This window comes from Leisingera sp. CC-HEC093, from assembly GCF_059429195.1.
The window spans coordinates 3,917,985-3,940,932 of the sequence record NZ_JCAIJR010000001.1 but is presented as its reverse complement, the minus strand read 5'-3'; the positions used below and the strand labels follow the sequence as shown (position 1 = coordinate 3,940,932).

Below are 22,948 nucleotides of genomic sequence, written 5' to 3'. Positions count from 1 at the left end.
GGTGCGGCGCGCGGCCTGCCCAGCGAAGGGCAGGCCGCCGGGCCCAAAATCCGGATGGGCACCGGCCGCAGGCCGGGGTCCGTGCGGGTGCGGGAGTGCCCCCTGCGGCCCGCAGGGAGGTCCGGGTCAGGCCGCCTTGCTGGCGTTCGCCATCTTGGCTTGCACGGTGGCAATGGCCATTTCCGCCGGGCTGACGTCCGCCGCCTTGGCCTGGGTCAGGATCGCCGCCATGGTCTCATCCAGCGCCTGCAGCTTCTCGGCGACAAAGCCCTCGCGGTCCTTGATCTTCTGGATCTCGGTCGCGACATTGATGATGCCGCCGCCGTTGGCCACGAAATCGGGTGCATAAAGAATGCCGCGGGCGTGCAGTGCGGCGCCGTCCTCAGGTGTGGCCAGCTGGTTGTTGGCGCCGCCTGCGACGATATCCGCCTTCAGTTGCGGGATGGTCTGGGCGTTCAGGATTCCGCCGATGGCGCAGGGCGCAAAGACGTCCGCTTCGGCGCCGTAAATTTCCGCCAGCGGCACTGCCTTGGCGCCGAATACCTCGATTGCCTTCTCGACACGGGCGTCGTCGATGTCGGTGACCACCAGCTTGGCGCCGGCCTCATTCAGGAACTGGCAGAGATACCAGCCGACGTGGCCCAGGCCCTGCACCGACACGGTGATGCCGGCCAGATCGCGGCTGCCGTGCTTGTGGGCGCGGGTGGTGCGGATTGCGTTGAAGATGCCGCGCGCTGTGATCGGCGAGGGGTCGCCGCTGGCGAACTCACCGTCCGCGAGGCCGGCAACGAAACGGGTTTCCTCCGCCAGGACCGCCATGTCGGCGGGGCTCATGCCCATGTCCTCGGCGGTGATGTAGCGGCCGTCCAGCCCCTCGATGGCGCGGGCAAAGGCGCGCAGCAGCTCCGGCGACTTGTCCTTGGCCGGGTCGCCGATGATCACCGCCTTGCCGCCGCCCAGCGTCAGGCCTGCCGCCGCGTTCTTGTAGGTCATGCCCTCGCTGAGGCGCTGCACGTCGGTCAGGGCTTCGTCCTCGCTGGCATAGGGGCGCATGCGCAGCCCGCCGGCCGCCGGGCCGAGCTGGGTGGAATGCACGGCGATAAAGCCGAGGAGGCCGACGGAGGGCTCCTCGACGCGGTAAATCTCTTCGTGGGTGCTGGACGCAACGGCGGTCACTGTCATCTGGATGGCTCCTCCAAAACTTTTCCCGATAATATCAGCGCGCAGACGCCGGTTTTCACCAAAAAGCACTGACCGTGCGGGAGTGTTTGGTGATAAGGTCCAGAGATCGTGTAAGTTTTAGGGGAAAGCTCCATGGATTCGATTGACCGCAGGATTGTGGCTGCGCTTCAGCGTAACGGGCGGCTGAAGATTTCCGAACTGTCGGAAATGGTCGGCCTGTCAGCCACACCCTGCGCCCGCCGGGTGGCAAACCTGGAGGATAGCGGCGTGATCAGCGGCTATTCAGCGCGGGTGGATCAGGCCAAGCTGGGGCTGCCGGTGACGATTTTTGTGGCGGTGGAGCTGGAGCGGCAGTCCACCGACGCGCTGCAGGCCTTTGAGAAGGCGGTGCGCAAGTTCGACCAGGTGATGGAATGCTACTTGATGACCGGCACCCGGGACATTCTCCTGCGGGTGGTGGCTGAGGACCTGCCGGATTTCGACCGCTTTCTGGAGGACCGGCTGATGCGGGTGCCGGGTATCCGCAACACCCGTTCCAGCTTCACCTTGCGCACCATGATCCAGCGTGACTCGCTGCCTGACTGCTGACCGGTTCACGGCGGCGGGGCGGGTATGCTAGGCTGATAGGCACAAGACAGGCCCGCCAGCGGGCTGCCGCTTGCATCAAGGGTGCGGCAGCAGAACCGGCAGGAGCGGGCGATCATTCAGGCGAGAAGGGCAGAAGATGGCAAGAACATCCAGCAAAGGCACGAAATCCGCGCGCAAACCGGCCGCAGGCAAGACTGCCGCGCCGACCGAAGGCGCGGCTAATCCGGAAGATGCAGCACCGGCAGCACGCGAACCGGTTGTTGTTGCCGCCGCCGCGCCGGTGGTGCAGGCTCCGGCCTTGGCCAAGAAGGAACTGGTGGAGCAGGCGGTTGCGCGCTCCGGCGTTAAGAAGAAGGACGCCAAGCCGGTGGTCGAGGCGGTCCTGGCGCTGTTGGGGGAGGCGGTTGCAGAGGGGTGCGAGCTGAACCTGAAGCCCTTTGGAAAACTGCGCATCAACCGCAGCCAGACGCGCGGCAACGGCAGGGTGTTCGTGTGCAAGCTGCGCCAGCCGCCAGCGGCCGCGGGAGCGGCAAACGCCGCGGCAGAAGAAAATGCGGAAGAAGGCCGAAATTCTTCCGTTGACCCTCTTGCAGAGCCGGCGGCAGACCGTTAAAAGCCTGCCTCACGGGTGATTAGCTCAGTGGTAGAGCGCTTCGTTCACATCGAAGATGTCAGGAGTTCAAATCTCTTATCACCCACCATCATTTCTGAAAGGCGCTCCCTGAGAAGGTTGAGCGCCTTTTGTTTTTCCGGGGTTTCGCCGGGGGATTTGTGCCGTTACCACTTTGCCTGAAAGAAAACGGGCAGGGGGCGTGTCATGCAATTTCCGAAAATCTGGCTGCTGCGGCACGGGCAGACCGAATGGAATGCAGAACACCGCATACAGGGCCAGCTGGAATCGCCGTTGACGCCGTTGGGGGTGGAGCACGCCCGCAGGCAGGCTGTACTGATGGCGCCGGTGGTGGCGCAGAAACCGGCCTGTTACGCCTCGCCGCTGGGCCGGGCACAGCAAACCGCTGATATTGTCCTGGGCGGTGCGCCTTTTCTGACCGATCCGCGCTTGGCGGAGGCTTATGCCGGGGTGTTTCAGGGCATGACGCTGGAGGATGTGGCGGCACAGTATCCACAGATCCACGGTGCCAACCCGCGCAATCTTGACCTGTTCTGCGCGGCGCCAGAGGGTGAGGGCTATGACAGTTTCCACGCCCGGATCCTGGACTTTATGCAATCTCTGGATGGCCCGTCGGTGGTGGTGGCGCATGGGCTGCTGGGGCAGGTGATGCGCGGTATAACTTGCGGGCTCACCCGCGACCGCATGGCGGCGCTGCCGAACGGGCAGGGGTGCGTTTATGTGCTGGAAAACGGGGCGGAAACGGTTTTGGAATAAGCCGCCCAGGCAGAGAAAAAATCTGCGATGCCCCCTTGCGCTGTCCGGCGGCATTGTCTAAATCCCCGCTCATCGGGTCGTTAGCTCAGTTGGTAGAGCGCTTCGTTTACACCGAAGATGTCGGGAGTTCGAGCCTCTCACGACCCACCATTCCCCACCCTCTCGGTTTTGATTAACCGCTTGCGCAAATGCTTGCCGTGGCCATGTTTTCCGTTCTGTTTCAACGTGTTATCCGGAGCGGATCATTTTTTTCCCGGAAAGTCCGGAAAAAGTCAAAACACTGCTTGACGGTGCAGGGGGCGAAGAATATTACAGCCCAACATTCAGCAGCGATGCTGGATGCGCAGCGGGCGGTTGTAGCTCAGTTGGTTAGAGTACCGGCCTGTCACGCCGGGGGTCGCGGGTTCGAGCCCCGTCAACCGCGCCACTGCTGTGCCCCGTCCCGGGGCTGAACAGGGACCGCCCCGGAGGGGAACAGGACCGGAAACGGTCTGCCGTAAGGTGAAAATGCGGTTGTAGCTCAGTTGGTTAGAGTACCGGCCTGTCACGCCGGGGGTCGCGGGTTCGAGCCCCGTCAACCGCGCCATTTTCGCCCGCCGCCCTGGCGTTTCAGGGTCCGCCCCGGACGGGGATAAAAGCCGAAAGGCCTATGCGCGGTTGTAGCTCAGTTGGTTAGAGTACCGGCCTGTCACGCCGGGGGTCGCGGGTTCGAGCCCCGTCAACCGCGCCACTTTCCTTTCCTATTCTCAGAACTCCTCATCAATCGGGTTGGCCTGTGATACATTCGCTGCGCGGCGGCTGGCCGCGTATTGTTGTATGTATTTACCATAAGGGGAGGCAGGCGATGGGCGTCGACGTGAAGGTCAAGCTGCCAAAGCCATCGAAGAAACCCTACAAAGTCTCAGCCATCGACATTGACGGTCTGCGTGATGCGCTGGACAAGAAGGATGCCTGGGGCAGCTATAATCCGGCTCCGGTGTTTGTGCCTAAATTCGCCAAGGACAAATCGGTTAGCCAGATCACGGTGTCCTGCAAGCCGGTGGTCAGGCAGCCCTCCTGGGCGGAATACGGCAAGACAACCAAGAAGCGGCAGGCGGAATGGGACAGGATGGTCCAGGCGCTGGAGAGGTATCTGACCGCGCTGCACAATCTGGCATTGGAATCGGCGGCGAAATTCGCGGCTGCGATGCAGGCCCGCAAGGAGCCGCTGCAGAAGGATGAGCTGAAGGCGCTGTTCAAGGATGCCAAGGAAGCGATGCTGGCCGCGGTGGAGGGGTATGCCTCGAAGACCTCGAACGGTTACACCGCGGGGGTCAAGCTGAACGACGTGCCGCCGGATCCTGCAGTGTTCAAGAAGACCATCCCCAAGCCCAAGGACGTGTCCTATTCAGTCAGCGGAAAGACCATCGAGGCGGTCTTCAAGGCGCTGAACAAACGCAGTTTTTGGGGGCGTTACCGGTCAAATGCCAGCTACTCGGCAAGTTTTCAGCTGGACGGCCATGTGAAGGAGTTCAAGCTGACCAGCAAGCCGGTCATCACGATGCCCAAGTGGAAGGAATACGGCAAAGGCAACAAGGGGCAGAAGGGCAGCTGGGACACGATGTGGAAGAAGCTTTATGCCCATGAGAACAACCACCACACGATTTTCACCGATTGCGTGACAGCGCTGGAGGCCAGCCTGGCGGCGGGGAATGTCCTGAAGGCGGATCTGAAGTCATTCTGGGAGACGGAAACCAAGGATTGGCAGAAGAAGCAGGATGCCTACGACAGCAAGACGGACCACGGGGTGAAGGAGGGGGTTGAGCTCGACGTCTCGCATGACCCCTGAGGCAGACCGGGCGGCCGGTCAGGCGGTTGGGGTGTCCTGGCTGAAGGTGTTGAGCCAGCCCTCTGCGCCCAGTTCCCAAAGGGAGGAGATCAGCATTTCCTTCCACTCCTGGCTGGCGGCGGGGCGGTAGGCGGCGCGGTAAGACAGCAGAACAGCCGCCCTGGTGATGACACGCAGCTGTGCGCCGCTGAGGCGGAATTCGGCCATCACCGGTCCGCTGGCCAGCTGCCCGCAGTGGCCGGCCTTATCCGAAAAGCCGCTGGGATAGACGCCGAGAAAATCAGCCGACAGCATCCGGCCGTCGGCCTCCGGGTCGCCTGCAGCCAGCGCATCCCAGACCTTGGTTTCAAGAGTGAGGAATTCGGCCAGCTGGGGTCCGTCGGTCAGTATCTTTGCGCTCATGGCGCCAGCCTGCCGCCGACCGCCGGTTTATGCAAGCGGTGCGCGTGCATGCGGCGGCACCATCAGAGCACAGGCGGGTTCGGGTCGGCCTCTATGTCGTGGCGCCAGCCGGTCAGCTCGGTGTTTACCCATTTCTTGAGACGCTCCAGATCCGGTTTCGGGCTGGATTCCAGGTAGCGCAGCAGTGTCCGGGTGCCATGCTGATATCCGGCGCGATAACTTTCCTCCGGGTCGGTCTGGTTGCCCTCGAAGCCGGGCGGGCGGTTAAACCTGCTTTGTGTCATGTGCTGCCTCCGTCTGCGTGTCGCTGCTTGCTTGTGCAAGGGTAGGGCAAGAGCGATAAGCGAGTCTTAACCGGGTGCGTAAAGCGAACAAAAAACGGCGTGCTTCCGGCGGGCTGCGCCGGGGTTTCAGGGTTGCGGCAGCTGTGCAAGAAAATCCAGCAGCGCGGCGGCGGTTCCCTCTGGGGCGCTATCGATGAAGAAATGCCCGCCGGGCACGCTGCGCACGGTCATGGTCTGCAGCCGCGGCGCCCAGGTTGCGGCAATGTCGCAGGTGCGGGCCATGGCGCCATCGGCGCCGTACAACACCAGCGAGGGGCAGCGGACCTTGCGGCTTAGGTCACGGACATCGTCGTGGAAGTCCACTTCTATCGCGGCCCGGTAATCGTTGCACATGGCGTGCACGCAGTCCGGGTCCGCCCAGGCGCGGCGGTAGGCCTCCAGCGCGGCAGGCGGGAAATCCGAGAGCGATGCGCCACCCCAGCCCAGGAGGCAGCTTTCGAAATAGGCCTGCGGGTCGGCGCCGATCATGCGTTCCGGCAGCGGTGCGGGCTGGGCGAGGAAAAACCAGTGGTAATAGGCGCGGGCGACCTGCTGGGTCAGCGCGTCCAGCAGCAGATGGGTTGGGATGATGTCCATCACCGTCAGGCTGGCGACGGCTTCGGGCGCGTCCAACGCCAGCCGGTGCGCGGTGCGGCCGCCGCGGTCGTGTCCGGCCAGGTGAAAGCGAGGGTGCCCAAGCGCCTGCATCAGCGCCAGCTGGTCGGCGGCCATGCTGCGGAAGCTCATGGCGTTTACGCCTTCGGGTTTTGAGCTGGCACCATACCCCCGAAGGTCCGCCGTCACCACGGTGAAGCGGCAGGAGAGAGCGGGGATGGTATTCTCCCACATCTCCTTGGTCTGCGGAAAGCCGTGCAGCAGCAGAAGCGGCGGGCCTTCGCCGTGCGAAGTATAGGCGATCTGCTGGCCATTCACCTGTATAGCGCCGGTTTCTTTGGCGGCTGGCATGGTCCTCTCCCCGGACGGCGGGTGTGTCCCGAGCATTGGAGCCGGTGCGGCGTGCCGGATCAAGCCTGCCGCTGCGTTCGGGCGGAGGCGAGTGCTCCCGCGCCTTGGTGCGGCATCTGAAATGCCGCACAGCAAGACTTGGGCCCGGCGCCGCGCAAATGCGCGGCGCACGCCGCCGTTGGCGGCGCCATGCCCAACGGGAAGAGGGGCTCGTCAGAGCACTGATGACGGGCGGGAGAGCGTCCTTTTTGGGAGGGGGCGGTGGCGGGGCGGACAACTTGTCCGCCCCGCCAACCCTTTACTTCTGTGTCAGCGCGTCCAGGATGCGCGCCCACGACCGGATGCCTTTGTGGAAGCTCTTCAGGTCGTATTTTTCGTTCGGAGAGTGGATGGCGTCATCCTCGTTGGCAAAGCCGGCCAGCATCGATTCCATGCCCAGGATCGACTTGAAGAAGCCCGCAATCGGGATCGAGCCTCCCATGCCGCAGAACACCGCCTCGCGCTGCCATTCATCCGTGAGCGCGGCGCGGGCGGCGGCAAACTCGGGGCGGGTGATGTCCATGACCGACGCCTTGGAGCCTTCGAGATCATTGTCCCAGACCACCTTGCAATCCGGTTTCAGCCGGTCCTCCACATGTTTGCGGATTTTCACCCGCAGCGCCTCCGGGTCCATGTCGCCGACCAGGCGGCAGGTGATCTTGCAGTGCGCCTCCGACGGGATCACGGTCTTGGAACCGGCACCGTTGTAGCCGCCCCAGAGGCCGTTCACCTCCAGCGTCGGGCGGGCCCATTGCTGCTCCAGCACCGAGCGGTCTTTTTCGCCGTGCGCCTGGGTGTAGCCAGCATTGTCGAGGTAGTCCTTTTCCTCAAATCCGCAGCCCTCCCATTGGCGCAGCTGGTCTTCGGGCACCTCGTGCACGCCTTCATAGAAGCCTGCGACGGCCACCTTGCCGGTCTCCTCATCATAGAAGGAGGCGACGATGCGGCTGATCTCGCGCAGCGGGTTGAGGCCAGGACCGCCATAGTGGCCAGAGTGCAGGTCGATGCGCGGGCCGATGAGGGTGAATTCATCCTTCAGCATGCCGCGCAGCTGCGAGGAGATCGATGGAACCCCGCGCGACACCATCGAAGTGTCGCAGATCAGGGCGATGTCCGCCTTCAGCTCCTCGGCGTTAGCCTCCATAAAGGGGACCAGCGAGGGTGAGCCGCTCTCCTCCTCGCCCTCAAAGAAGAAGGTGATGCGGCAGGGCAGGGAGCCGTTCACGGCCTTCCAGGCGCGGCAGGCTTCGACAAAGGTCATCAGCTGGCCCTTGTCGTCCGACGATCCGCGGCCGCGGATCACCGTGCCGTTCGGGGTTTCCTCCAGCTGCGGTTCAAACGGCGGCGTGTTCCACAGGTTCAGCGGGTCGACCGGCTGCACATCATAGTGGCCGTAGAACAGAACATGCGGCGCGTCCGTGTTTTCCTCGCCCACATGGCCCACCACCATCGGGTGGCCCGGGGTGGCACGCTTTTCCGCTTTGATGCCGATGGAGTTCAGATCTGCCACCAGCCAGTCGGCAGCCTTGTCGCATTCGGCCTTGTAGGCCGGGTCGGTGGAAATCGACTGGATCCGCAGCAGATCCATCAGCCGTTCCGTTGCGGCGTCCAGCTCTGCGTCGATCCGGTCCAGAACGTCATTCAATGCCATCTCTTGCTCTCCTGCTTGTCCGGGAGGCCCCGGAAAGGAGCCAATTTGCCGCGGACCCTAGCAGCGAGGATAGGGAGGGGCCAGAGGTCTCATCGCTGGAAATTCCTGGCACTTTCTACTGCTGCGGTTTCCGATCCTGCACATTATATGGCAAAACTGGAAACAGATACGACGCAAACGGCCGCGGGTTGGCCGCAGCTGTCCTTGCCCGGCGCCTGTTTAAGTTTTATTTGACCTGCATCAATGTTGCGCACCCTGGGCGGCGCGTATGCAGTTGATCGAAGGGGACGGCTAAGGTAACCATTCGCGAACGTGATTGCGGCCTTACCGTCGATTGACCCGTGCCCTTTACACAGCCCGCGTGCTCTGCAAGAGCACATTTAGCTATGGAGATGCCGGTGGACTATACCGCGAAACTGGACGCAGCAATTGCCAGCCTTCACGAAGAGGGCCGTTACCGGACCTTCATCGACATTGAACGCAAGAAGGGCCATTTCCCGCATGCGGTCTGGAACCGGCCCGACGGCACCAAGCAGGACATCACCGTCTGGTGCGGCAACGATTATCTGGGCATGGGGCAGAACCCGGTGGTGCTGGATGCGATGCATGACGCCATTAACGCAACCGGCGCAGGCTCCGGCGGGACCCGCAACATTTCCGGCACCACGGTTTACCACAAGCAGCTGGAGGCAGAGCTGGCTGACCTGCACGGCAAAGAAGCTTCGCTGCTCTTCACCTCTGCCTATATCGCCAATGACGCAACCCTGAGCACGCTGCCCAAGCTGTTCCCGGGGCTGATCATCTATTCCGACGCGCTGAACCATGCCTCGATGATCGAAGGCGTGCGCCGCAACGGCGGTGCCAAGCGTATCTTCCGCCACAATGACGTCGCCCACCTGCGTGAGCTGCTGGAAGCCGACGACCCCGCAGCGCCCAAGCTGATCGCCTTCGAATCGGTTTACTCGATGGACGGCGATTTCGGCCCGATCGCGGAAATCTGCGACCTGGCGGATGAATTCGGCGCGCTGACCTATATCGACGAGGTGCACGCGGTTGGCATGTACGGCCTTCGCGGCGGCGGTGTGACTGAGCGCGACCGGCTGGCGCACCGTATCGACATCATCAACGGCACCCTGGCCAAGGCCTATGGCGTAATGGGCGGCTATATCGCCGCTTCGGCCAAGATGTGCGACGCCATCCGCTCCTATGCGCCGGGCTTTATCTTCACCACCTCGCTGGCGCCTGCCGTGGCTGCTGGTGCAGCGGCGTCTGTTGCCTATCTGAAGGGGGCGCAGGACCTGCGCGACAAGCATCTGGACCAGGCCAAGGTGCTGAAACTGCGCCTGAAAGGGCTGGGCCTGCCGATCATCGATCATGGCAGCCACATCGTGCCGGTGATTGTTGGCAACCCGGTCCACACCAAGGTGCTGTCCGACCACCTGCTGGAAGATTACGGCATCTACGTGCAGCCGATCAACTTCCCCACCGTGCCCCGCGGGACCGAGCGTTTGCGCTTCACACCGTCGCCGGTGCATGGGCCCAAGGAGATCGACGCACTGGTCCATGCAATGGACGCATTGTGGTCGCATTGTGCGCTGAATCGTGCCGAACTTGCCGGGTAACTTACTGATCAGTGTAAATTAACACTGAGTGTGTTACGCTGTTGCTAATCAATGAACGGATCTGAGTCGCAAACGTGATTCTTTCACCGTTTGGAAACGATGGCGGCAGGCATAGTTATGGGACGGCAGGCATGATCGGGCGCTTCACCCAGCGCAAGCAAGATGACCGTGGCGGAACGTCGGAGCCGAAGGGTTTTGACGATTTCGAACTCAAGCTCGGCGACGTGATGCGCGGCGAGCGGGCGACAATGGGCAAATCGCTGCTCGACGTCCAGCGCGAACTGCGGATCAAGGCCTCCTACATCGCTGCCATTGAAAACTCCGACCCTTCCGCCTTTGACACACCCGGATTCATCGCGGGCTATGTGCGTTCCTATGCGCGCTATCTGAACATGGATGCCGAGCTGGCGTTCCAGGACTTTTGCAGTGAAAGCGGTTTTTCGGTCGCCCACGGCATGTCGGCGGAAGCCTCCAGCCGCAAATCCGGCAGCGCGCCCGCCCCTGCATCAAAAGGGCTGGGCGGGGATGCCTTCGCCTCGCCGAACACGCCGTTCATTCCCGCGTCCAGCAGTATTCTCAGCCAGATTGAGCTGCGGGCCGTCGGCTCGCTGATGGTGCTGGCCGCGCTGATCGGCGGCATCGGTTACGGCGGCTGGGCAGTGCTGAAGGAGGTCCAGCAGGTGCAGTTCGCGCCGGTTGACCAGACCCCGGCAGTGCTGGCCGACCTCGACCCGCTCAACGGCGCTGTGCTGGCGGATGCCGGAGACGCCCAGGACCCCGCAGCGGAGGCGCTGGACCGGCTTTACCGTCCGCAGGCGCTGGATGTGCCGGTGCTGGTGGCGCGTGATGCGCCGATCTCCACCATTGACCCGTCCACGCTTGGCAATTTCGCAGCACCTGAACTGCCCACGGTGGCCCTGGCAGAGGCCAGCCTGCCGTTTGACGGCTTTGGCCCCCTGCAGCAGCAGAACGCCGAAGGCCCGCAGGTGCCGCAGGTCGTGGCCGAGATTGCACCGGGTGTGGAAATGGTTGCGGTGCGCCCCTCCTGGGTGCAGGTCACCGCGGCGGACGGAAGCGTGATCCTGGAAACCATCATGGACGCGGGCCAGCGGTTCCAGGTGCCGGTGACTGAGGACGCGCCGAAACTGCGCACCGGTGAAAGCAGTGCCATCTACTTTGCCGTCAATGGCCAGCATTTCGGCCCGGTCGGCGAACGCGGCCAGGTCACCAAGAATGTCGAGCTGTCGATGAATGCGATCACCGGCCGGTTTGAACTGGCGGATCTGCAGGATGGCAGCAACGCGGCGCTGGCCACCCTGGTGGCGCAGCTGCAGGCAGAAGTGCAGCAGCCCTCCGAGTAATCCCGTCGCAGGAATTCGCGCAAGACGCCCGGTGCCGCCATTGCAGCGCCGGGCGTCTGCACGTATCTAGGCGGTAACAGGATCCAGCCGGGACACCCGCCGCAATGTCGATGAACCACATCCGCCCCTGGCGCAATATCGAGCGCCGCAAAAGCCGCCAGATCCATGTCGGCAATGTGCCTGTCGGCGGCGATGCCCCGATTGCGGTGCAGACCATGACCAACACGCTGACCACCGATGTCGCTGCAACCGTCGCCCAGATACAGGCCGCAGCGGAGGCGGGCGCCGATCTGGTGCGGGTCTCCGTCCCGGATGAAGCATCCTCCAAGGCGCTGAAGGAGATTGTGCGCGAAAGCCCGGTGCCGGTCGTCGCCGACATTCATTTCCACTACAAGCGCGGCATCGAGGCAGCCGAGGCCGGCGCTGCCTGCCTGCGCATCAATCCGGGCAACATTGGTGACGAAAGACGTGTCGCCGAGGTCATAAAGGCCGCCCGCGACCACAATTGCTCGATCCGCATCGGGGTCAATGCAGGGAGCCTGGAAAAGCACCTTCTGGATAAATACGGCGAACCCTGCCCGGAAGCGATGGTGGAGTCGGGCCTTGACCACATCCGCATCCTGCAGGATCACGACTTTCACGAGTTCAAGATCTCGGTAAAGGCTTCCGACGTCTTTATGTCTGCCGCCGCCTACCAGCAACTGGCGGAGGCCACCGACGCGCCGATCCACCTTGGGATCACCGAGGCCGGGGGTTTTGTCTCCGGCACCATCAAATCTGCAATCGGCCTGGGCCAGCTCTTGTGGATGGGCATCGGCGACACGCTGCGCGTCAGCCTGTCTGCCGATCCGGTGGAGGAGGTGAAGGTGGGGTTCGAGATCCTCAAATCCCTCGGCCTGCGCCACCGCGGCGTCAACATCATCTCCTGCCCCAGCTGCGCGCGCCAGGGATTTGACGTGATCAAGACGGTGGAAACACTGGAAGAACGGCTGGCCCATATCCACACGCCGATGAGCCTGTCGATCATCGGCTGCGTGGTGAACGGCCCCGGCGAGGCGCTGATGACCGATGTCGGCTTCACCGGCGGCGGCGCGGGCTCCGGCATGGTCTACCTGGCGGGCAAGGCCAGCCACAAGATGTCCAACGAACAAATGGTCGACCACATCGTCGATGAGGTCGAAAAAAAGGCCGCCCAAATCGAGGCGGCCCAGGAAGCGGCGGAGTAAGCTTCCGCTTCTTCACCTTTGCGAAAATACTCCGGGGTCCGGGGCAAAGCCCCGGTACCTACAGATCAGCCTGACGCTTAGCTCTGCTGCTCGCGGATTTCAGCCACCATCAGTTCCATCTGATCGGCGGGCAGGTAGCCGCGCAGGAGTTCGGTGCCCAGCACAAATGTCGGAGTGCCGGAGATCGCCATCTTCTGGGCAAGAGCGCGGGTCTGGCGCAGCTCGGCAGTCACGTCCTCGCTATCCATCTTTGCGAAAATCGCCTCTGCATCCAGCGACAGCCCTGCGGCCAGGCGGCGCAGGGCGACCTCGTTCGGCTCGCCGCCAAACTCGATCAGGGCGTCATGCACATCCTTGTAGGCGTCACCGCCCGCCACATGCTTCGTGGCGACAGCAAAGCGCGCCGACAGCACAGAGGCGTCGCCCAGGATCGGGAATTCCTTGATCACTAGGCGGATGTTGCCGTCGCTTTCCAGCAGCTTGGCCACCTCGGGTGCAGCCCGGCGGCAGTACCCGCAACGGTAGTCCATGAATTCTACCAGGGTGATGTCGCCATCCGGATTGCCGCCAACCCAGGAATAGCCGTCGTTCTGAAGCTCTGCCAGATTGTCGGCGACCAGAGTGTCATCGCGAACTGCCTCGGCCTGCTGCTGGCGCTGCTCGAGCAGGTCCACGGCCTCAAGGATCAGTTCCGGGTTGGCCAGAATGTATTCGCGCACCTGCGCGCCAAAGGCCTCGCGTTCAGCCTCGGACATCGCGTTGATGTCAAAGGCTTGCGCCGGGGCACCCAGCAGGGCGAGGGCCGTGGCAGCCGCGGCGGCGGTGCGGGTGATAAGGGTCATTTTCGTCTCTTTCTCTTCTGAGCTTGTTCATAGGCCGACAGCACATCCTGCGCCCGGCGGGCGGTGGGGGACCCTGCCGGAAGCTGGGCAACGGCCCGTTTGGCATGAATGCCTGCGTCGTTCAGGCGCCCTTGCAAGGCATAGCGTTCGGCGGTGACCAGGGCGGCCATGCCGTTTTGTCCGGTTTTGGCATAGGCCAGCGACATGTCGCGCAACAGCACTGGATTGCGGAAATCAATGGCTCGGGCGCGTTCCATGGACTTGAGCGCGGCCTTCGGCTGGCCCGCGGCCAGCTGGGCGCGGCCATAGCCGGTCAGGATAAGCGGATCCTTGGGTGCAAGGCTCACAGCCTTGCCGTAGGCGGACAGCGCTGCGGACCATTGGCGGTTTTCAATCAGAATCTGGCCCTTGAGCTCATGATAGAACGGGTCGGAGGGCCGCACCGCCAGCGCGCCGTTTACCGCCTTCAGCGCCTTCTTCAGGCTGTTCTGCCGGTGGTAGGCCGCGGCCTCGCGGACCAGGCGGACGTCTTTGTACTGTTCCTCGCGGACCCGGCGCAGGGTCCATTTCGGCGCCCGGGTGAAGGCCGACAGCTTGCCGCGCGCACGGGCGAACCAGTACTGCGCCTCAGGGCTGGACCGGCCCTTGTCGCCATGCGCTGCCAGATAGGCCTGCGCTGCGCGAATGCGGTCGCGGCTTAGGGGGTGGGAACGGGTATAGGGGTCCTGGGTGCCCGCGCTGAGAACCTCTTGACCGGCAAAGGCGCGGTGCAGATCGACCAGCCCTTGCGGGCTGATGCCCGCACGGTTCAGGTAATCGGCGGCAGAGCGGTCGGCGGAGCTTTCCTCGGCCCGTGTATGGGCCAGAAAACTGCGCAGGGCGGAATTCTGGGTGCCGATGGCAATCCCGCCTGCAGCTTCGCCTGCGCCCGCTGCTGCGGCCAGCGCCGCAAGTGCCAGTCCCAGCCCCGCGGCACTGGAGGCAGAGCGCAGGTTTTGCATTCGCCGCGACAGGTGGCCATTGGTGATATGGGCGGCCTCATGGGCCAGCACCGCCTGCAGCATTTCCGGCGACGTAACCTTCAGGATCAGTCCGTAATGCACGAAAATCGTTCGCGAATCCAAAACGAAGGCATTGAAGGAACTGTCGTTGACCAACAGGATGCGCACCCGGTTTGCATTCAATCCCGCGGCGCGCAGCACCGGTGCCGCCAGCCGATTCAGCCCGTGTTCGATATCCGGGTCGCGCAGCAATGAAATGGAGGCCGCCTGCGCCGCAGCCGCAAATTGAACCAGCGCGCAAAGCATAAGAGCCGGGATTGACGCCAGCCGGAAGAAACGGTCAAAACTCATGCGCGCACATTGGGAGATAAGCATGCGAAACTCAAGCCGGTCCGAGGTCGATCCCTTCATTGTGATGGATGTGATGGAAGCCGCCCGCAAGGCTGAGGAGGCCGGCCGCCACATCATCCACATGGAGGTAGGGCAGCCCTCGACCGGGGCACCGTCCGGTGCGCTGAAGGCGCTGGGGAATGCGCTGGAAAACAATGCCTTGGGATACACGGTTGCCCTGGGACTGCCAGCCTTGCGCAAGCGCATCGCGCAGCTTTACGGCGACTGGTACAACGTCGATCTGAACCCGGAGCGGGTGATTGTGACGCCGGGCTCCTCCGGCGCTTTTCTGCTCAGCTTTACCGCCCTGTTCGACAGCGGCGACCGGGTGGGGATCGGCGCGCCGGGCTATCCCTCCTACCGGCAGATCCTGAAGGCGCTGGGGCTGACGCCGGTGGACATTCAGACCGCGCCGGAAAACCGGCTGCAACCGGTGGCGGCGGACCTTGCGGGACAAAACCTGGCAGGGCTGATGGTGGCGTCGCCCGCCAACCCGACCGGCACCATGCTGGACCACGCGGCGATGGGCGCGCTGATTGATGCAGCAAAGGGAGAGGGCGCCAGCTTCATCTCCGACGAGATTTATCACGGGCTGGAGTATGAGGCGAAGGCAGTGACTGCGCTGGAGCTGACAGATGACTGTTATGTCATCAACTCCTTCTCCAAGTTTTTCTCGATGACCGGCTGGCGGGTCGGCTGGATGGTGGTGCCGGAGGATCATGTGCGGGTGGTGGAGCGGATTGCTCAGAATATGTTCATCTGTGCGCCGCACGCCAGCCAGGTGGCGGCGCTGGCCGCACTCGATTGCGAGGACGAGCTGCGCGGGAACCTGGCCATCTACGCAAGGAACCGCCAGCTGATGCTGGAGGGGCTGCCAAAGGCCGGTTTCACCAAGATCGCGCCGCCGGACGGGGCGTTCTATGTTTATGCCGATGTGTCGGACCTGACTGGCGACAGCCGCAGCTTTGCCGCGGAAATTCTCGAAAAGGCGGGCGTTGCGGTGACACCGGGCCTGGATTTCGACCCGTTGCGCGGCGCCACGACGCTGCGGTTCTCCTATGCGCGCTCGACCCAGGATATCGAGGAAGGGCTGGCGCGGCTGGCGTTGTTCATGGCGTCGCGGGGCTAAGGCGGGGATAACCGCAGAAGGCGGATTTCCAAGCCCGTGCAAATTGCCTAGTCTGCCGGCCAAAAGGCCAACAGGCCGGGCAAGAGGCAAAAATGGGCAGACTGATCACACTCATCGCACTGATCTGGGCCTTGGCGGCAGGCGCCTGGGCACAATCCGGCAGCAGCAATTTCAGCGGCCTGGCACGCATTGACGCCGCCGTCAGCCAGGTGCGGGACGCCGGGCAGGGGGCGGAGATCACCCTGGGCCTCAGCCAGGGGGTGCCGTACCGGCTGTTCATCCTGACAGAGCCGCCACGGCTGGTGCTGGACTTTCAGGAAGTTGACTGGACCGGGCTGACGGCTGGCAAACTGTTGCGGGGTGAGCGGATCACCGCCGCGCAGTTCGGCACCTACGTGCCGGGCTGGTCGCGTTTGGTGCTGCAATTGGCGGAACCGATGACGGTGGCCAGCGCTGCGATGCAGGTGGACCAGGTGACCGCTGCAGCCCGGCTGTCTGTGGCAATGGAACCGTCCACGGCAGAACGGTTTGCGGCCAGCGCCGGGGCGCCGCAGGATCCGCGCTGGGACCTGCCCGCGCCGGAAGCGATCGAAGGCAAGGCTGGGCGGGACGAGAATGCGCCGCTTCTGGTGATGCTGGACCCGGGCCATGGCGGTATTGATCCGGGCGCAGAGACAGAGGTTGCCGTCGAAAAGCACCTGATGCTGCAATTCGCCCGCGAACTGGGCGAGGCGCTCGTGCGTTCCGGCCAGTTTACTGTGCGGATGACCCGCGACGATGACTACTTTGTCTCGCTGGAGCGGCGCATTGCGCTGGCACATCAGGCCGGGGCGGATGTGTTCATCTCGCTGCATGCCGATACCATTTCCGAGGGGCGCGCGCATGGCTCCACCATCTATACCCTGTCCAAGGACGCCTCGGATGCGGCCTCAGCCAAGCTGGCGGAACGCCACCTGCGCGGCGACCTGCTGTCGGGCACCGACCTTAGCCAAGCGGATGATGGGGTGACGGCTGTGATGCTGGACCTGGCCCGGCAGGAAACCCAGCCCCGCAGCGACGCGCTGGCGGCGGCGCTGATCGGCGGCTTGCGTGCGCAGGGTCAGCCGATCAACAACCGGCCGCTGCGCTCTGCCGGGTTTTCGGTGCTGAAATCGGCTGATATCCCATCGGTGCTGGTGGAAATCGGCTTCTTATCCAGCAAGCGTGACCTGAAGAACCTGGTGGACGCGGAGTGGCGCGCCAAGGCCGCCCGCGGCATCCTGAACGGACTGATCACCTGGCGCGCCCAGGATGATGCCCGCCGTGCGCTGGTGCGCAAGTGAAGGGGCCGTTATGAAGCTGATCTGGATGTCCGATCTGCATTTCGAGGCCGAGGGCTTGGTGCTGGGCCACGACCCGCGGCTGCGGCTGCAAGCGGCTGTGGAATACATTGCGGAACACCATGCAGACGCTGCGGCCTGCCTGATTACCGGGGACTTGGTGGAAACCGGAACCGTGCAGAATTACAAGGCGTTGAAACAGGTTCTTGACCAGCTGAGGATGCCGGTCCTGCCAATGGCGGGCAATCATGATGACCGCGGCGCGCTGCGCGAGGCCTTCACCCTGCCGGATGCCGCGATGTGCGGCTTTATCCAGTACCGGGCCGATTTCGGCGGCTTGGCACTGTTGTGTCTCGATACGCTTATTCCGGGCGAGGCGGCGGGCATCTTGTGCGAAGACCGGCTGGGCTGGCTGGAAGCGGAGCTGCACGCGCTGAACGGGCAGCCTGTCATCGTGGCGTTGCACCATCCGCCGCTGAAGCTGGGGCTGCCGATGCTGGATCCGGACAATCTGCGCAACGGCGACGCACTGCTGGACCTGCTCTCGGGTTTTCCGAATGTGCTGCATGTGCTGGCGGGCCATGTCCACCGGCCCTGTTCCGGCACCGCGGGCGGGATACCCTTTGCGACTGCGAAATCTGTGCTTTACCAGGCACCGCCGCCGCATCCCGCCTGGGATTGGGAGAGCTTTAGTCCAGCCGCCGAAGACCCGGCACTGGTGGTGATGGAACACACCCCTGGCAGGCTGATCCTGCAGCAATGCGGGTTTTGCAGCTATGGCCTGGGCGGTCCCGCAGCGTAACGCGCGGCAGCAGGGGCAATCGGCGTTTTCGCGCCGGTTTGGCTGTTTGCCGCGCAATTGGCGGCATGCCGGGGTGAAAACTGGTAGGATTTTCCCACCCTTCCAGGCGAAGAACATCTGTTTCCCGTTTTGACGCGGACGTTAGCCGCCCCTATATAGGCGGCACTCCGCGTGAAAGGCTAAACTCCGTGCTCAGGTTCATCTTCTCCTTCTTCGGCTCTATTTTCAGCACCATCACCCTGGGCGTGGCGATGGTGGCGCTGACCATCGGGGCGGTGTTCTGGATCTACGGGCGCGACCTGCCGAGCCATGAGTCGCTGGCGCAGTACCAGCCGCCGACGATCAGCCGCATTTACTCGGGCGAGGGGCACCTGATCGACGAGTTCGCCAAGGAGCGCCGCCTTTTTACCCCCTCGGAAGAAATTCCGGAGCTGGTGAAACAGGCATTTATCTCGGCGGAGGACAAGAATTTCTACAGCCACTCGGGCTATGATGCGCGCGGCATCGCGGCCGCCGCGATCGAGGCGGTGCGCTCGCGCGGGCAGAACGTGCGCGGCGCCTCCACCATCACTCAGCAGGTGATGAAGAACTTCCTGTTGTCCGGCGACCGCCGGGCCGAGCGCAAGATCAAAGAGATCATCCTCGCCACGCGGCTGGAGGAAACGCTCGACAAGGAACGGATCCTGGAACTGTATATGAACGAGATCTTCCTGGGCCAGAATTCCTATGGTGTGACCGCCGCGGCGCAGACCTATTTCAACAAGACGCTAAGCGAGCTGGAACCGCACGAAGCTGCAACGCTGGCTTCAATGCCCAAGGCTCCATCCGATTACCACCCGGTGCGCCAGAAGGACCGGCTGCTGGCGCGGCGCAACTACGTGCTTCGGGAAATGCGCGAGAATGGCTTTATCTCCGGGGACGTCTATGAGGTCGAGGTGGCGCAGCCTCTGCGCTCTGTTCAGAACGGCGATTTTGAGGCGTTCCGCACTGCGCTGCCGCCGCGGGACTATTTCACCGATGAAATCCGCCGCCAGCTGACCGAAGATTTTGGCGAGGGTGAGTTTTTCACCGGCGGCTTTACCGTGCGTGCGACCATCGATCACGAGATGCAAGCCGAGGCGGCGCTGGCGATGCGCGGCGGCTTGGAGAAATACGACCGCTCTCGCGGGAAATGGCGCGGCACCGGGGTGACCCTGGCCGAAGAGCAGCTGAAGGATGAGGCAACCTGGCGCGAGGCGCTGGCAAACGCCGATGTCTCCCGCGATATCGTGCTGGGCGGCCGCTGGTATCCGGCGGTGGTGCTGGAGGTTGGCAGCGAAAGCCTGACTGTTGGTGTTGAACACAGCGAAGGCACCGGCTCCGTGCCGCGTTCCGACATCAAGTGGATGAAGGGCAGCTTTGCCGACAATTTCACCCGCGGCGACGTGGTGCTGGTGCGGGCCGAGAAAAAGGACGATGCCTTTAGCCACTGGTCGCTGCGCCAGGTGCCCGAGGTGCAGGGCGGCTTTGTTGCGATGGACGTGAATTCCGGCCGGGTTCTGGCGATGCAGGGCGGCTTCTCCTACCAGCATTCGGTGTTCAACCGCGCCACCCAGGCGATGCGTCAGCCGGGCTCCAGCTTCAAGCCGTTTGTCTATGCGGCGGCGCTGGACAGCGGCTACAGCCCGGCGACGATCGTCGTGGACGCCCCGATCGAGATCAACACGCCGCAGGGCCTGTGGCAGCCCAAGAACTCCAGCAACAAGTTCTACGGGCCGACACCGCTGCGCACCGGCATCGAGATGAGCCGGAACCTGATGACCATCCGTCTGGCGCAGGAGGTCGGGATGCCGGTAGTGGCGGGGTACGCCGAACGCTTTGGCGTCTATGACAACATGGGCGCCTATCTGGCCAACTCGCTGGGGGCTGAGGAAACCACGCTGTACAAAATGGTGGCAGCCTATGCGATGTTCGCCAACGGCGGCGAGCGGGTGAAGCCGACGCTGGTAGACCGGGTGCAGGACCGGTTCGGAAAGACCATCTACCGCCATGATGACCGCGATTGCGTCGATTGCGCCGACCCGGCGCTGGCGCCCGGCCAGGCACCGCGCATCGTTACCGACCGTGAGCAGGTGATGGACCCGATCACCGCCTATCAGCTGACCTCGATGATGCGGGGCGTGGTTGACCGCGGCACCGCGTCGAGCGTGATCAACCTGCCGGTGCCCACCGCGGGCAAGACCGGCACCACCAACGATTCCCGCGATGTCTGGTTTGTCGGCTTCACCTCCAACATCGTGGCAGGCTGCTACATGGGCTTTGACCAGCCCCGCCCGATGGGCCGCGGCGCCTATGGCGGCACCATGTGCGGCCCGGTGTTCCAGCAGTTCATGAAGAAGGCGACCGAGAAATTCGGCGGCGGCCCGTTCGACGTTCCGGAGGGCGGCCATTTCATTAAGATTGACCGTTACACCGGCGCGCGTCTGCCTGACGGCGCCTCTGGTGCCTATGTGGTGGCTGAATACTTCCGCGACGGGGCCGAGCCGATCTTTGGCCTGACCTATGACGGCGGTTTTGCGATGGGGTCGAACCTGCCGCTGATCGAGGAAGTTCAGCAATCCGGCCGCCAGGTTACAACGTCCAGCGGCGGCACCGCGGTGCTGGGCCCCAAGGCGACCTTTGGCACCGTCAGTTCCGGCGGGCTTTACTGATCCGGCGGGAATAGCGGCCGCAGCAGCGCGGCCTCATAGCGCGAGGCGCAGAGGCGGGCCCTGCGTCCGCCTTCGCCGCTGTGCCAGCGCATGTCCGGCATGAAGAGGAGCAGCTCCTCGCGCTCAGGTTCCTCCAGCGCTGAGACGGTCTGAACGCGGGGGTGGAAGCTTTCGGAAGCGGCGCATTCTGCTTAGATGATCGCATCCTGGCCGAACAGCACATGCACATAGGGGACGGTGCTGCCTGGCTCACGCCGGATGGAGCGGTCATTCAGCATATGCGCGGCAGAGACCAGGCCTCCGGTTCGCCAAACAGCAGGCTGGCCTGAGAACCGGTGAACAGCATCCGGTGCTGAGGCGAGAGACCAGCAGGCCGCGCTCTGCCCCGAACTGGCCCGCCTTGATGCGGGCCGGGGCCAGGTTGCCGGTCGGGGGCACCGTTGATTGGCTGATCCAGTGTACAGGCTGCAAGCCATTGTCGCGTGTCATCACCAGATCGCCCGGGCGTAAAGTTTCGATGGCGCGCAAGCCCGCAGGGGGGGGGCGATGCGGGTGCCAGCCGTGAAGCAAATGATGTTCTCGGTGCCGGAGAAATAGACCGTGCTGCCGTCCATCAACTGGGCGCTGCTGGTCTTGCTGCCGCCGCCGCCGCCGGTGACAAAGATGTCATTGGCGCCAGAACCGCCGGTGTCGGCGACGGTACCCCTGCGTTCCAAAGGTCAAGAGTGGTCAAGGCCTCCTGAATCCGGGTGTTTTCCACAATGAATACTGCTCGGCATGTTATCTGAAGTTTCCAAAGCTGCCGGGGTGTTCTGGTGTGGCCTGCCCGCTTGCCCGCGGCGCAAGGGTGGTTTATCACGCAAGCCTGATCTCAGATTGCAAGGACCTCCCATGCGTGCGGAAACCCAGAATATCGTCGCAGACATCGAGAAATCGCTGGAGCTGCTGGCCCAGCGGATGAACTGGGAAACCGCCGAATACCGGCTGGAGGAATTCAACGCGCGGGTCGAAGATCCGAACCTTTGGGACGACCCCGAAGCCGCGCAGAAACTGATGCGCGAGCGTCAGGCGCTGGTGGATTCGATCGAGACCTATAAGGGCATCCAGCAGGACCTGTCCGACAACATCGAGCTGATCGAACTGGGCGAGATGGAAGACGATGCTGAGGTGATCAAGGATGCCGAGGCTGCGCTGGCGGTATTGAAAGAGAAGGCGGCCGAGAAGGAGCTGGAAGCGCTCCTGGACGGCGAGGCCGATGCCAACGACACCTTCCTGGAAATCAACGCTGGCGCCGGCGGAACCGAAAGCTGCGACTGGGCCTCGATGCTGGCGCGGATGTATGTCCGCTGGGCCGAGAAGAAGGGCTACAAGGTCGAACTGCAGTCCGAAAGCGCGGGCGATGAGGCGGGCATCAAATCCGCTGCCTACAAAATTTCCGGCCACAATGCTTATGGCTGGCTGAAATCCGAAAGCGGCGTGCACCGGCTGGTGCGGATCTCGCCCTATGACTCGGCGGCCAAACGGCACACCTCTTTCAGCTCGGTCTGGGTCTATCCGGTGGTGGATGACAATATCGAGATCGAGGTGAACCCGTCGGATATCCGCGTCGACACCTACCGCTCCTCCGGTGCGGGCGGCCAGCACGTCAACACCACCGACTCGGCGGTGCGGATCACCCACATCCCGACCGGTATCGTGGTGACGTCGTCAGAGAAGTCCCAGCACCAGAACCGCGACATCGCCATGAAGGCGCTGAAATCGCGCCTCTACCAGCAGGAGCTTGACCGCCGCAACGCAGCCATAAACGAGGCGCATGAGGCCAAGGGCGATGCCGGCTGGGGCAACCAGATCCGCTCTTATGTGCTGCAGCCCTACCAGATGGTGAAAGACTTGCGCACCCAGCATGAGACCTCTGACACCAAGGGGGTGCTGGACGGCGACCTGGACGGTTTCATGGCCGCAACCCTGGCGCTCAATGTGTCCGGCAAGAGCCGCGCGGACGCGCAGGCCGACGACTGATCCAGCACCGCTGCAAGGTACCAGTAATCTGAATTTCCAGAGCCTCAAGGCATCCGTCTTGGGGCTCTTTTTCCATGCTCGTTCATTTAATTGTCCACTTCTGGTAAACTAAACCTGCGGTTTTGGCTGATTGTTTCCAGTCCCGGGCCCGCTGTTAAAGATTTCAATCCGTTAGTGAGAA

Annotated in this window: 21 protein-coding genes and 5 tRNA genes; 17 read left to right on the top strand and 9 right to left on the bottom strand. The window is 63.3% G+C overall.

The window, feature by feature from the left end; all coding sequences use genetic code 11:
* Window positions 1-126: 126 nt before the first annotated feature.
* Window positions 127-1,182, bottom strand: a complete 1,056-nt coding sequence (locus AC5STB_RS19405; RefSeq protein WP_495444409.1) for a Glu/Leu/Phe/Val family dehydrogenase — start codon at window positions 1,180-1,182, stop codon at window positions 127-129.
* Window positions 1,183-1,314: 132 nt separating this feature from the next.
* Here AC5STB_RS19405 and AC5STB_RS19400 point away from each other — a divergent pair, with 132 nt between their 5' ends.
* From AC5STB_RS19400 to AC5STB_RS19360, 9 genes are all read left to right on the top strand, one after another.
* Window positions 1,315-1,770, top strand: a complete 456-nt coding sequence (locus AC5STB_RS19400; protein ID WP_495444408.1) for an Lrp/AsnC family transcriptional regulator — start codon at window positions 1,315-1,317, stop codon at window positions 1,768-1,770.
* A 136-nt stretch (window positions 1,771-1,906) separates the two neighbouring features.
* Window positions 1,907-2,383 carry an HU family DNA-binding protein gene (locus tag AC5STB_RS19395; RefSeq protein ID WP_495444407.1) on the top strand — a complete coding sequence of 159 codons (477 nt, stop codon included), beginning with the start codon at window positions 1,907-1,909 and terminating at the stop codon, window positions 2,381-2,383.
* Window positions 2,384-2,396: 13 nt separating this feature from the next.
* Window positions 2,397-2,471, top strand: a tRNA-Val gene (locus AC5STB_RS19390).
* A gap of 116 nt (window positions 2,472-2,587) precedes the next feature.
* The gene (locus tag AC5STB_RS19385; protein WP_495444406.1) at window positions 2,588-3,157 is read left to right on the top strand and encodes a histidine phosphatase family protein; all 570 of its coding nucleotides are present in this window, start codon (window positions 2,588-2,590) and stop codon (window positions 3,155-3,157) included.
* A gap of 74 nt (window positions 3,158-3,231) precedes the next feature.
* Window positions 3,232-3,307: transfer RNA gene (locus AC5STB_RS19380), tRNA-Val, on the top strand.
* Window positions 3,308-3,507: 200 nt separating this feature from the next.
* Window positions 3,508-3,584: transfer RNA gene (locus tag AC5STB_RS19375), tRNA-Asp, on the top strand.
* An 82-nt stretch (window positions 3,585-3,666) separates the two neighbouring features.
* Window positions 3,667-3,743: transfer RNA gene (locus tag AC5STB_RS19370), tRNA-Asp, on the top strand.
* A gap of 67 nt (window positions 3,744-3,810) precedes the next feature.
* A tRNA-Asp gene (locus tag AC5STB_RS19365) sits at window positions 3,811-3,887 on the top strand.
* Between the two features lie 114 nt (window positions 3,888-4,001).
* Window positions 4,002-4,985: a DUF922 domain-containing protein gene (locus AC5STB_RS19360; protein WP_495444405.1), complete on the top strand. Its 984-nt coding sequence runs from the start codon at window positions 4,002-4,004 to the stop codon at window positions 4,983-4,985.
* 18 nt (window positions 4,986-5,003) lie between these two features.
* Here the strand turns inward: AC5STB_RS19360 and AC5STB_RS19355 are convergent, their stop codons facing one another.
* The 4 genes from AC5STB_RS19355 to AC5STB_RS19340 all read right to left on the bottom strand — a co-directional run bounded on the left by AC5STB_RS19355 (window position 5,004) and on the right by AC5STB_RS19340 (window position 8,366).
* Window positions 5,004-5,387, bottom strand: coding sequence for a DUF4440 domain-containing protein (locus AC5STB_RS19355; RefSeq protein WP_495444404.1), 384 nt, complete (start codon window positions 5,385-5,387; stop codon window positions 5,004-5,006).
* 62 nt (window positions 5,388-5,449) lie between these two features.
* On the bottom strand, window positions 5,450-5,671 hold the full coding sequence (locus tag AC5STB_RS19350) for a hypothetical protein (protein ID WP_495444403.1): 222 nt from the start codon (window positions 5,669-5,671) through the stop codon (window positions 5,450-5,452).
* 126 nt (window positions 5,672-5,797) lie between these two features.
* Complete coding sequence (locus tag AC5STB_RS19345) at window positions 5,798-6,676, bottom strand: alpha/beta fold hydrolase (RefSeq protein ID WP_495444402.1); 879 nt, start codon at window positions 6,674-6,676, stop codon at window positions 5,798-5,800.
* A gap of 298 nt (window positions 6,677-6,974) precedes the next feature.
* Window positions 6,975-8,366, bottom strand: a complete 1,392-nt coding sequence (locus AC5STB_RS19340; RefSeq protein WP_495444401.1) for a M20/M25/M40 family metallo-hydrolase — start codon at window positions 8,364-8,366, stop codon at window positions 6,975-6,977.
* Between the two features lie 386 nt (window positions 8,367-8,752).
* On the opposite strand from AC5STB_RS19340, the gene hemA reads away from it, so the two are divergent.
* The 3 genes from hemA (at window position 8,753) to ispG (ending at window position 12,575) form a co-directional block, all read left to right on the top strand.
* A complete protein-coding gene (hemA, locus tag AC5STB_RS19335; RefSeq protein WP_495444400.1) occupies window positions 8,753-9,988 on the top strand; it encodes a 5-aminolevulinate synthase in 1,236 nt (411 codons plus the stop codon).
* A gap of 131 nt (window positions 9,989-10,119) precedes the next feature.
* Window positions 10,120-11,349, top strand: a complete 1,230-nt coding sequence (locus tag AC5STB_RS19330; RefSeq protein WP_495444399.1) for a helix-turn-helix domain-containing protein — start codon at window positions 10,120-10,122, stop codon at window positions 11,347-11,349.
* A gap of 104 nt (window positions 11,350-11,453) precedes the next feature.
* A complete protein-coding gene (gene ispG, locus AC5STB_RS19325) occupies window positions 11,454-12,575 on the top strand; it encodes a flavodoxin-dependent (E)-4-hydroxy-3-methylbut-2-enyl-diphosphate synthase (protein ID WP_495444398.1) in 1,122 nt (373 codons plus the stop codon).
* 77 nt (window positions 12,576-12,652) lie between these two features.
* Here the strand turns inward: ispG and AC5STB_RS19320 are convergent, their stop codons facing one another.
* Together AC5STB_RS19320 and AC5STB_RS19315 are read right to left on the bottom strand one after the other, a co-directional pair.
* A complete protein-coding gene (locus AC5STB_RS19320; protein WP_495444397.1) occupies window positions 12,653-13,417 on the bottom strand; it encodes a DsbA family protein in 765 nt (254 codons plus the stop codon).
* Window positions 13,414-14,793, bottom strand: a complete 1,380-nt coding sequence (locus AC5STB_RS19315; RefSeq protein ID WP_495444396.1) for a M48 family metalloprotease — start codon at window positions 14,791-14,793, stop codon at window positions 13,414-13,416. The genes AC5STB_RS19320 and AC5STB_RS19315 overlap by 4 nt, the downstream gene beginning before the upstream one ends.
* Here AC5STB_RS19315 and AC5STB_RS19310 point away from each other — a divergent pair.
* From AC5STB_RS19310 to AC5STB_RS19295, 4 genes are all read left to right on the top strand, one after another.
* Complete coding sequence (locus AC5STB_RS19310) at window positions 14,792-15,937, top strand: pyridoxal phosphate-dependent aminotransferase (RefSeq protein WP_495444395.1); 1,146 nt, start codon at window positions 14,792-14,794, stop codon at window positions 15,935-15,937. The two genes, AC5STB_RS19315 and AC5STB_RS19310, sit on opposite strands and share 2 nt — an antisense overlap.
* Window positions 15,938-16,029: 92 nt before the next feature.
* Window positions 16,030-17,259, top strand: coding sequence for an N-acetylmuramoyl-L-alanine amidase (locus AC5STB_RS19305; RefSeq protein WP_495444394.1), 1,230 nt, complete (start codon window positions 16,030-16,032; stop codon window positions 17,257-17,259).
* A gap of 10 nt (window positions 17,260-17,269) precedes the next feature.
* Window positions 17,270-18,058, top strand: coding sequence for a phosphodiesterase (locus AC5STB_RS19300; RefSeq protein ID WP_495444393.1), 789 nt, complete (start codon window positions 17,270-17,272; stop codon window positions 18,056-18,058).
* Window positions 18,059-18,246: 188 nt separating this feature from the next.
* Window positions 18,247-20,748 (top strand): penicillin-binding protein 1A, encoded by a 2,502-nt coding sequence (locus tag AC5STB_RS19295; RefSeq protein ID WP_495444392.1) that lies wholly within the window; start codon window positions 18,247-18,249, stop codon window positions 20,746-20,748.
* A 267-nt stretch (window positions 20,749-21,015) separates the two neighbouring features.
* Here AC5STB_RS19295 and AC5STB_RS19290 read toward each other — a convergent pair whose 3' ends face one another.
* Window positions 21,016-21,237, bottom strand: a complete 222-nt coding sequence (locus AC5STB_RS19290) for a hypothetical protein (RefSeq protein ID WP_495444630.1) — start codon at window positions 21,235-21,237, stop codon at window positions 21,016-21,018.
* Complete coding sequence (locus AC5STB_RS19285) at window positions 21,237-21,464, bottom strand: hypothetical protein (RefSeq protein WP_495444391.1); 228 nt, start codon at window positions 21,462-21,464, stop codon at window positions 21,237-21,239. The genes AC5STB_RS19290 and AC5STB_RS19285 overlap by 1 nt, the downstream gene beginning before the upstream one ends.
* A gap of 175 nt (window positions 21,465-21,639) precedes the next feature.
* On the opposite strand from AC5STB_RS19285, the gene prfB reads away from it, so the two are divergent.
* On the top strand, window positions 21,640-22,767 hold the full coding sequence (gene prfB / locus AC5STB_RS19280) for a peptide chain release factor 2 (RefSeq protein ID WP_495444390.1): 1,128 nt from the start codon (window positions 21,640-21,642) through the stop codon (window positions 22,765-22,767).
* The last annotated feature ends 181 nt before the right edge of the window (window positions 22,768-22,948 follow it).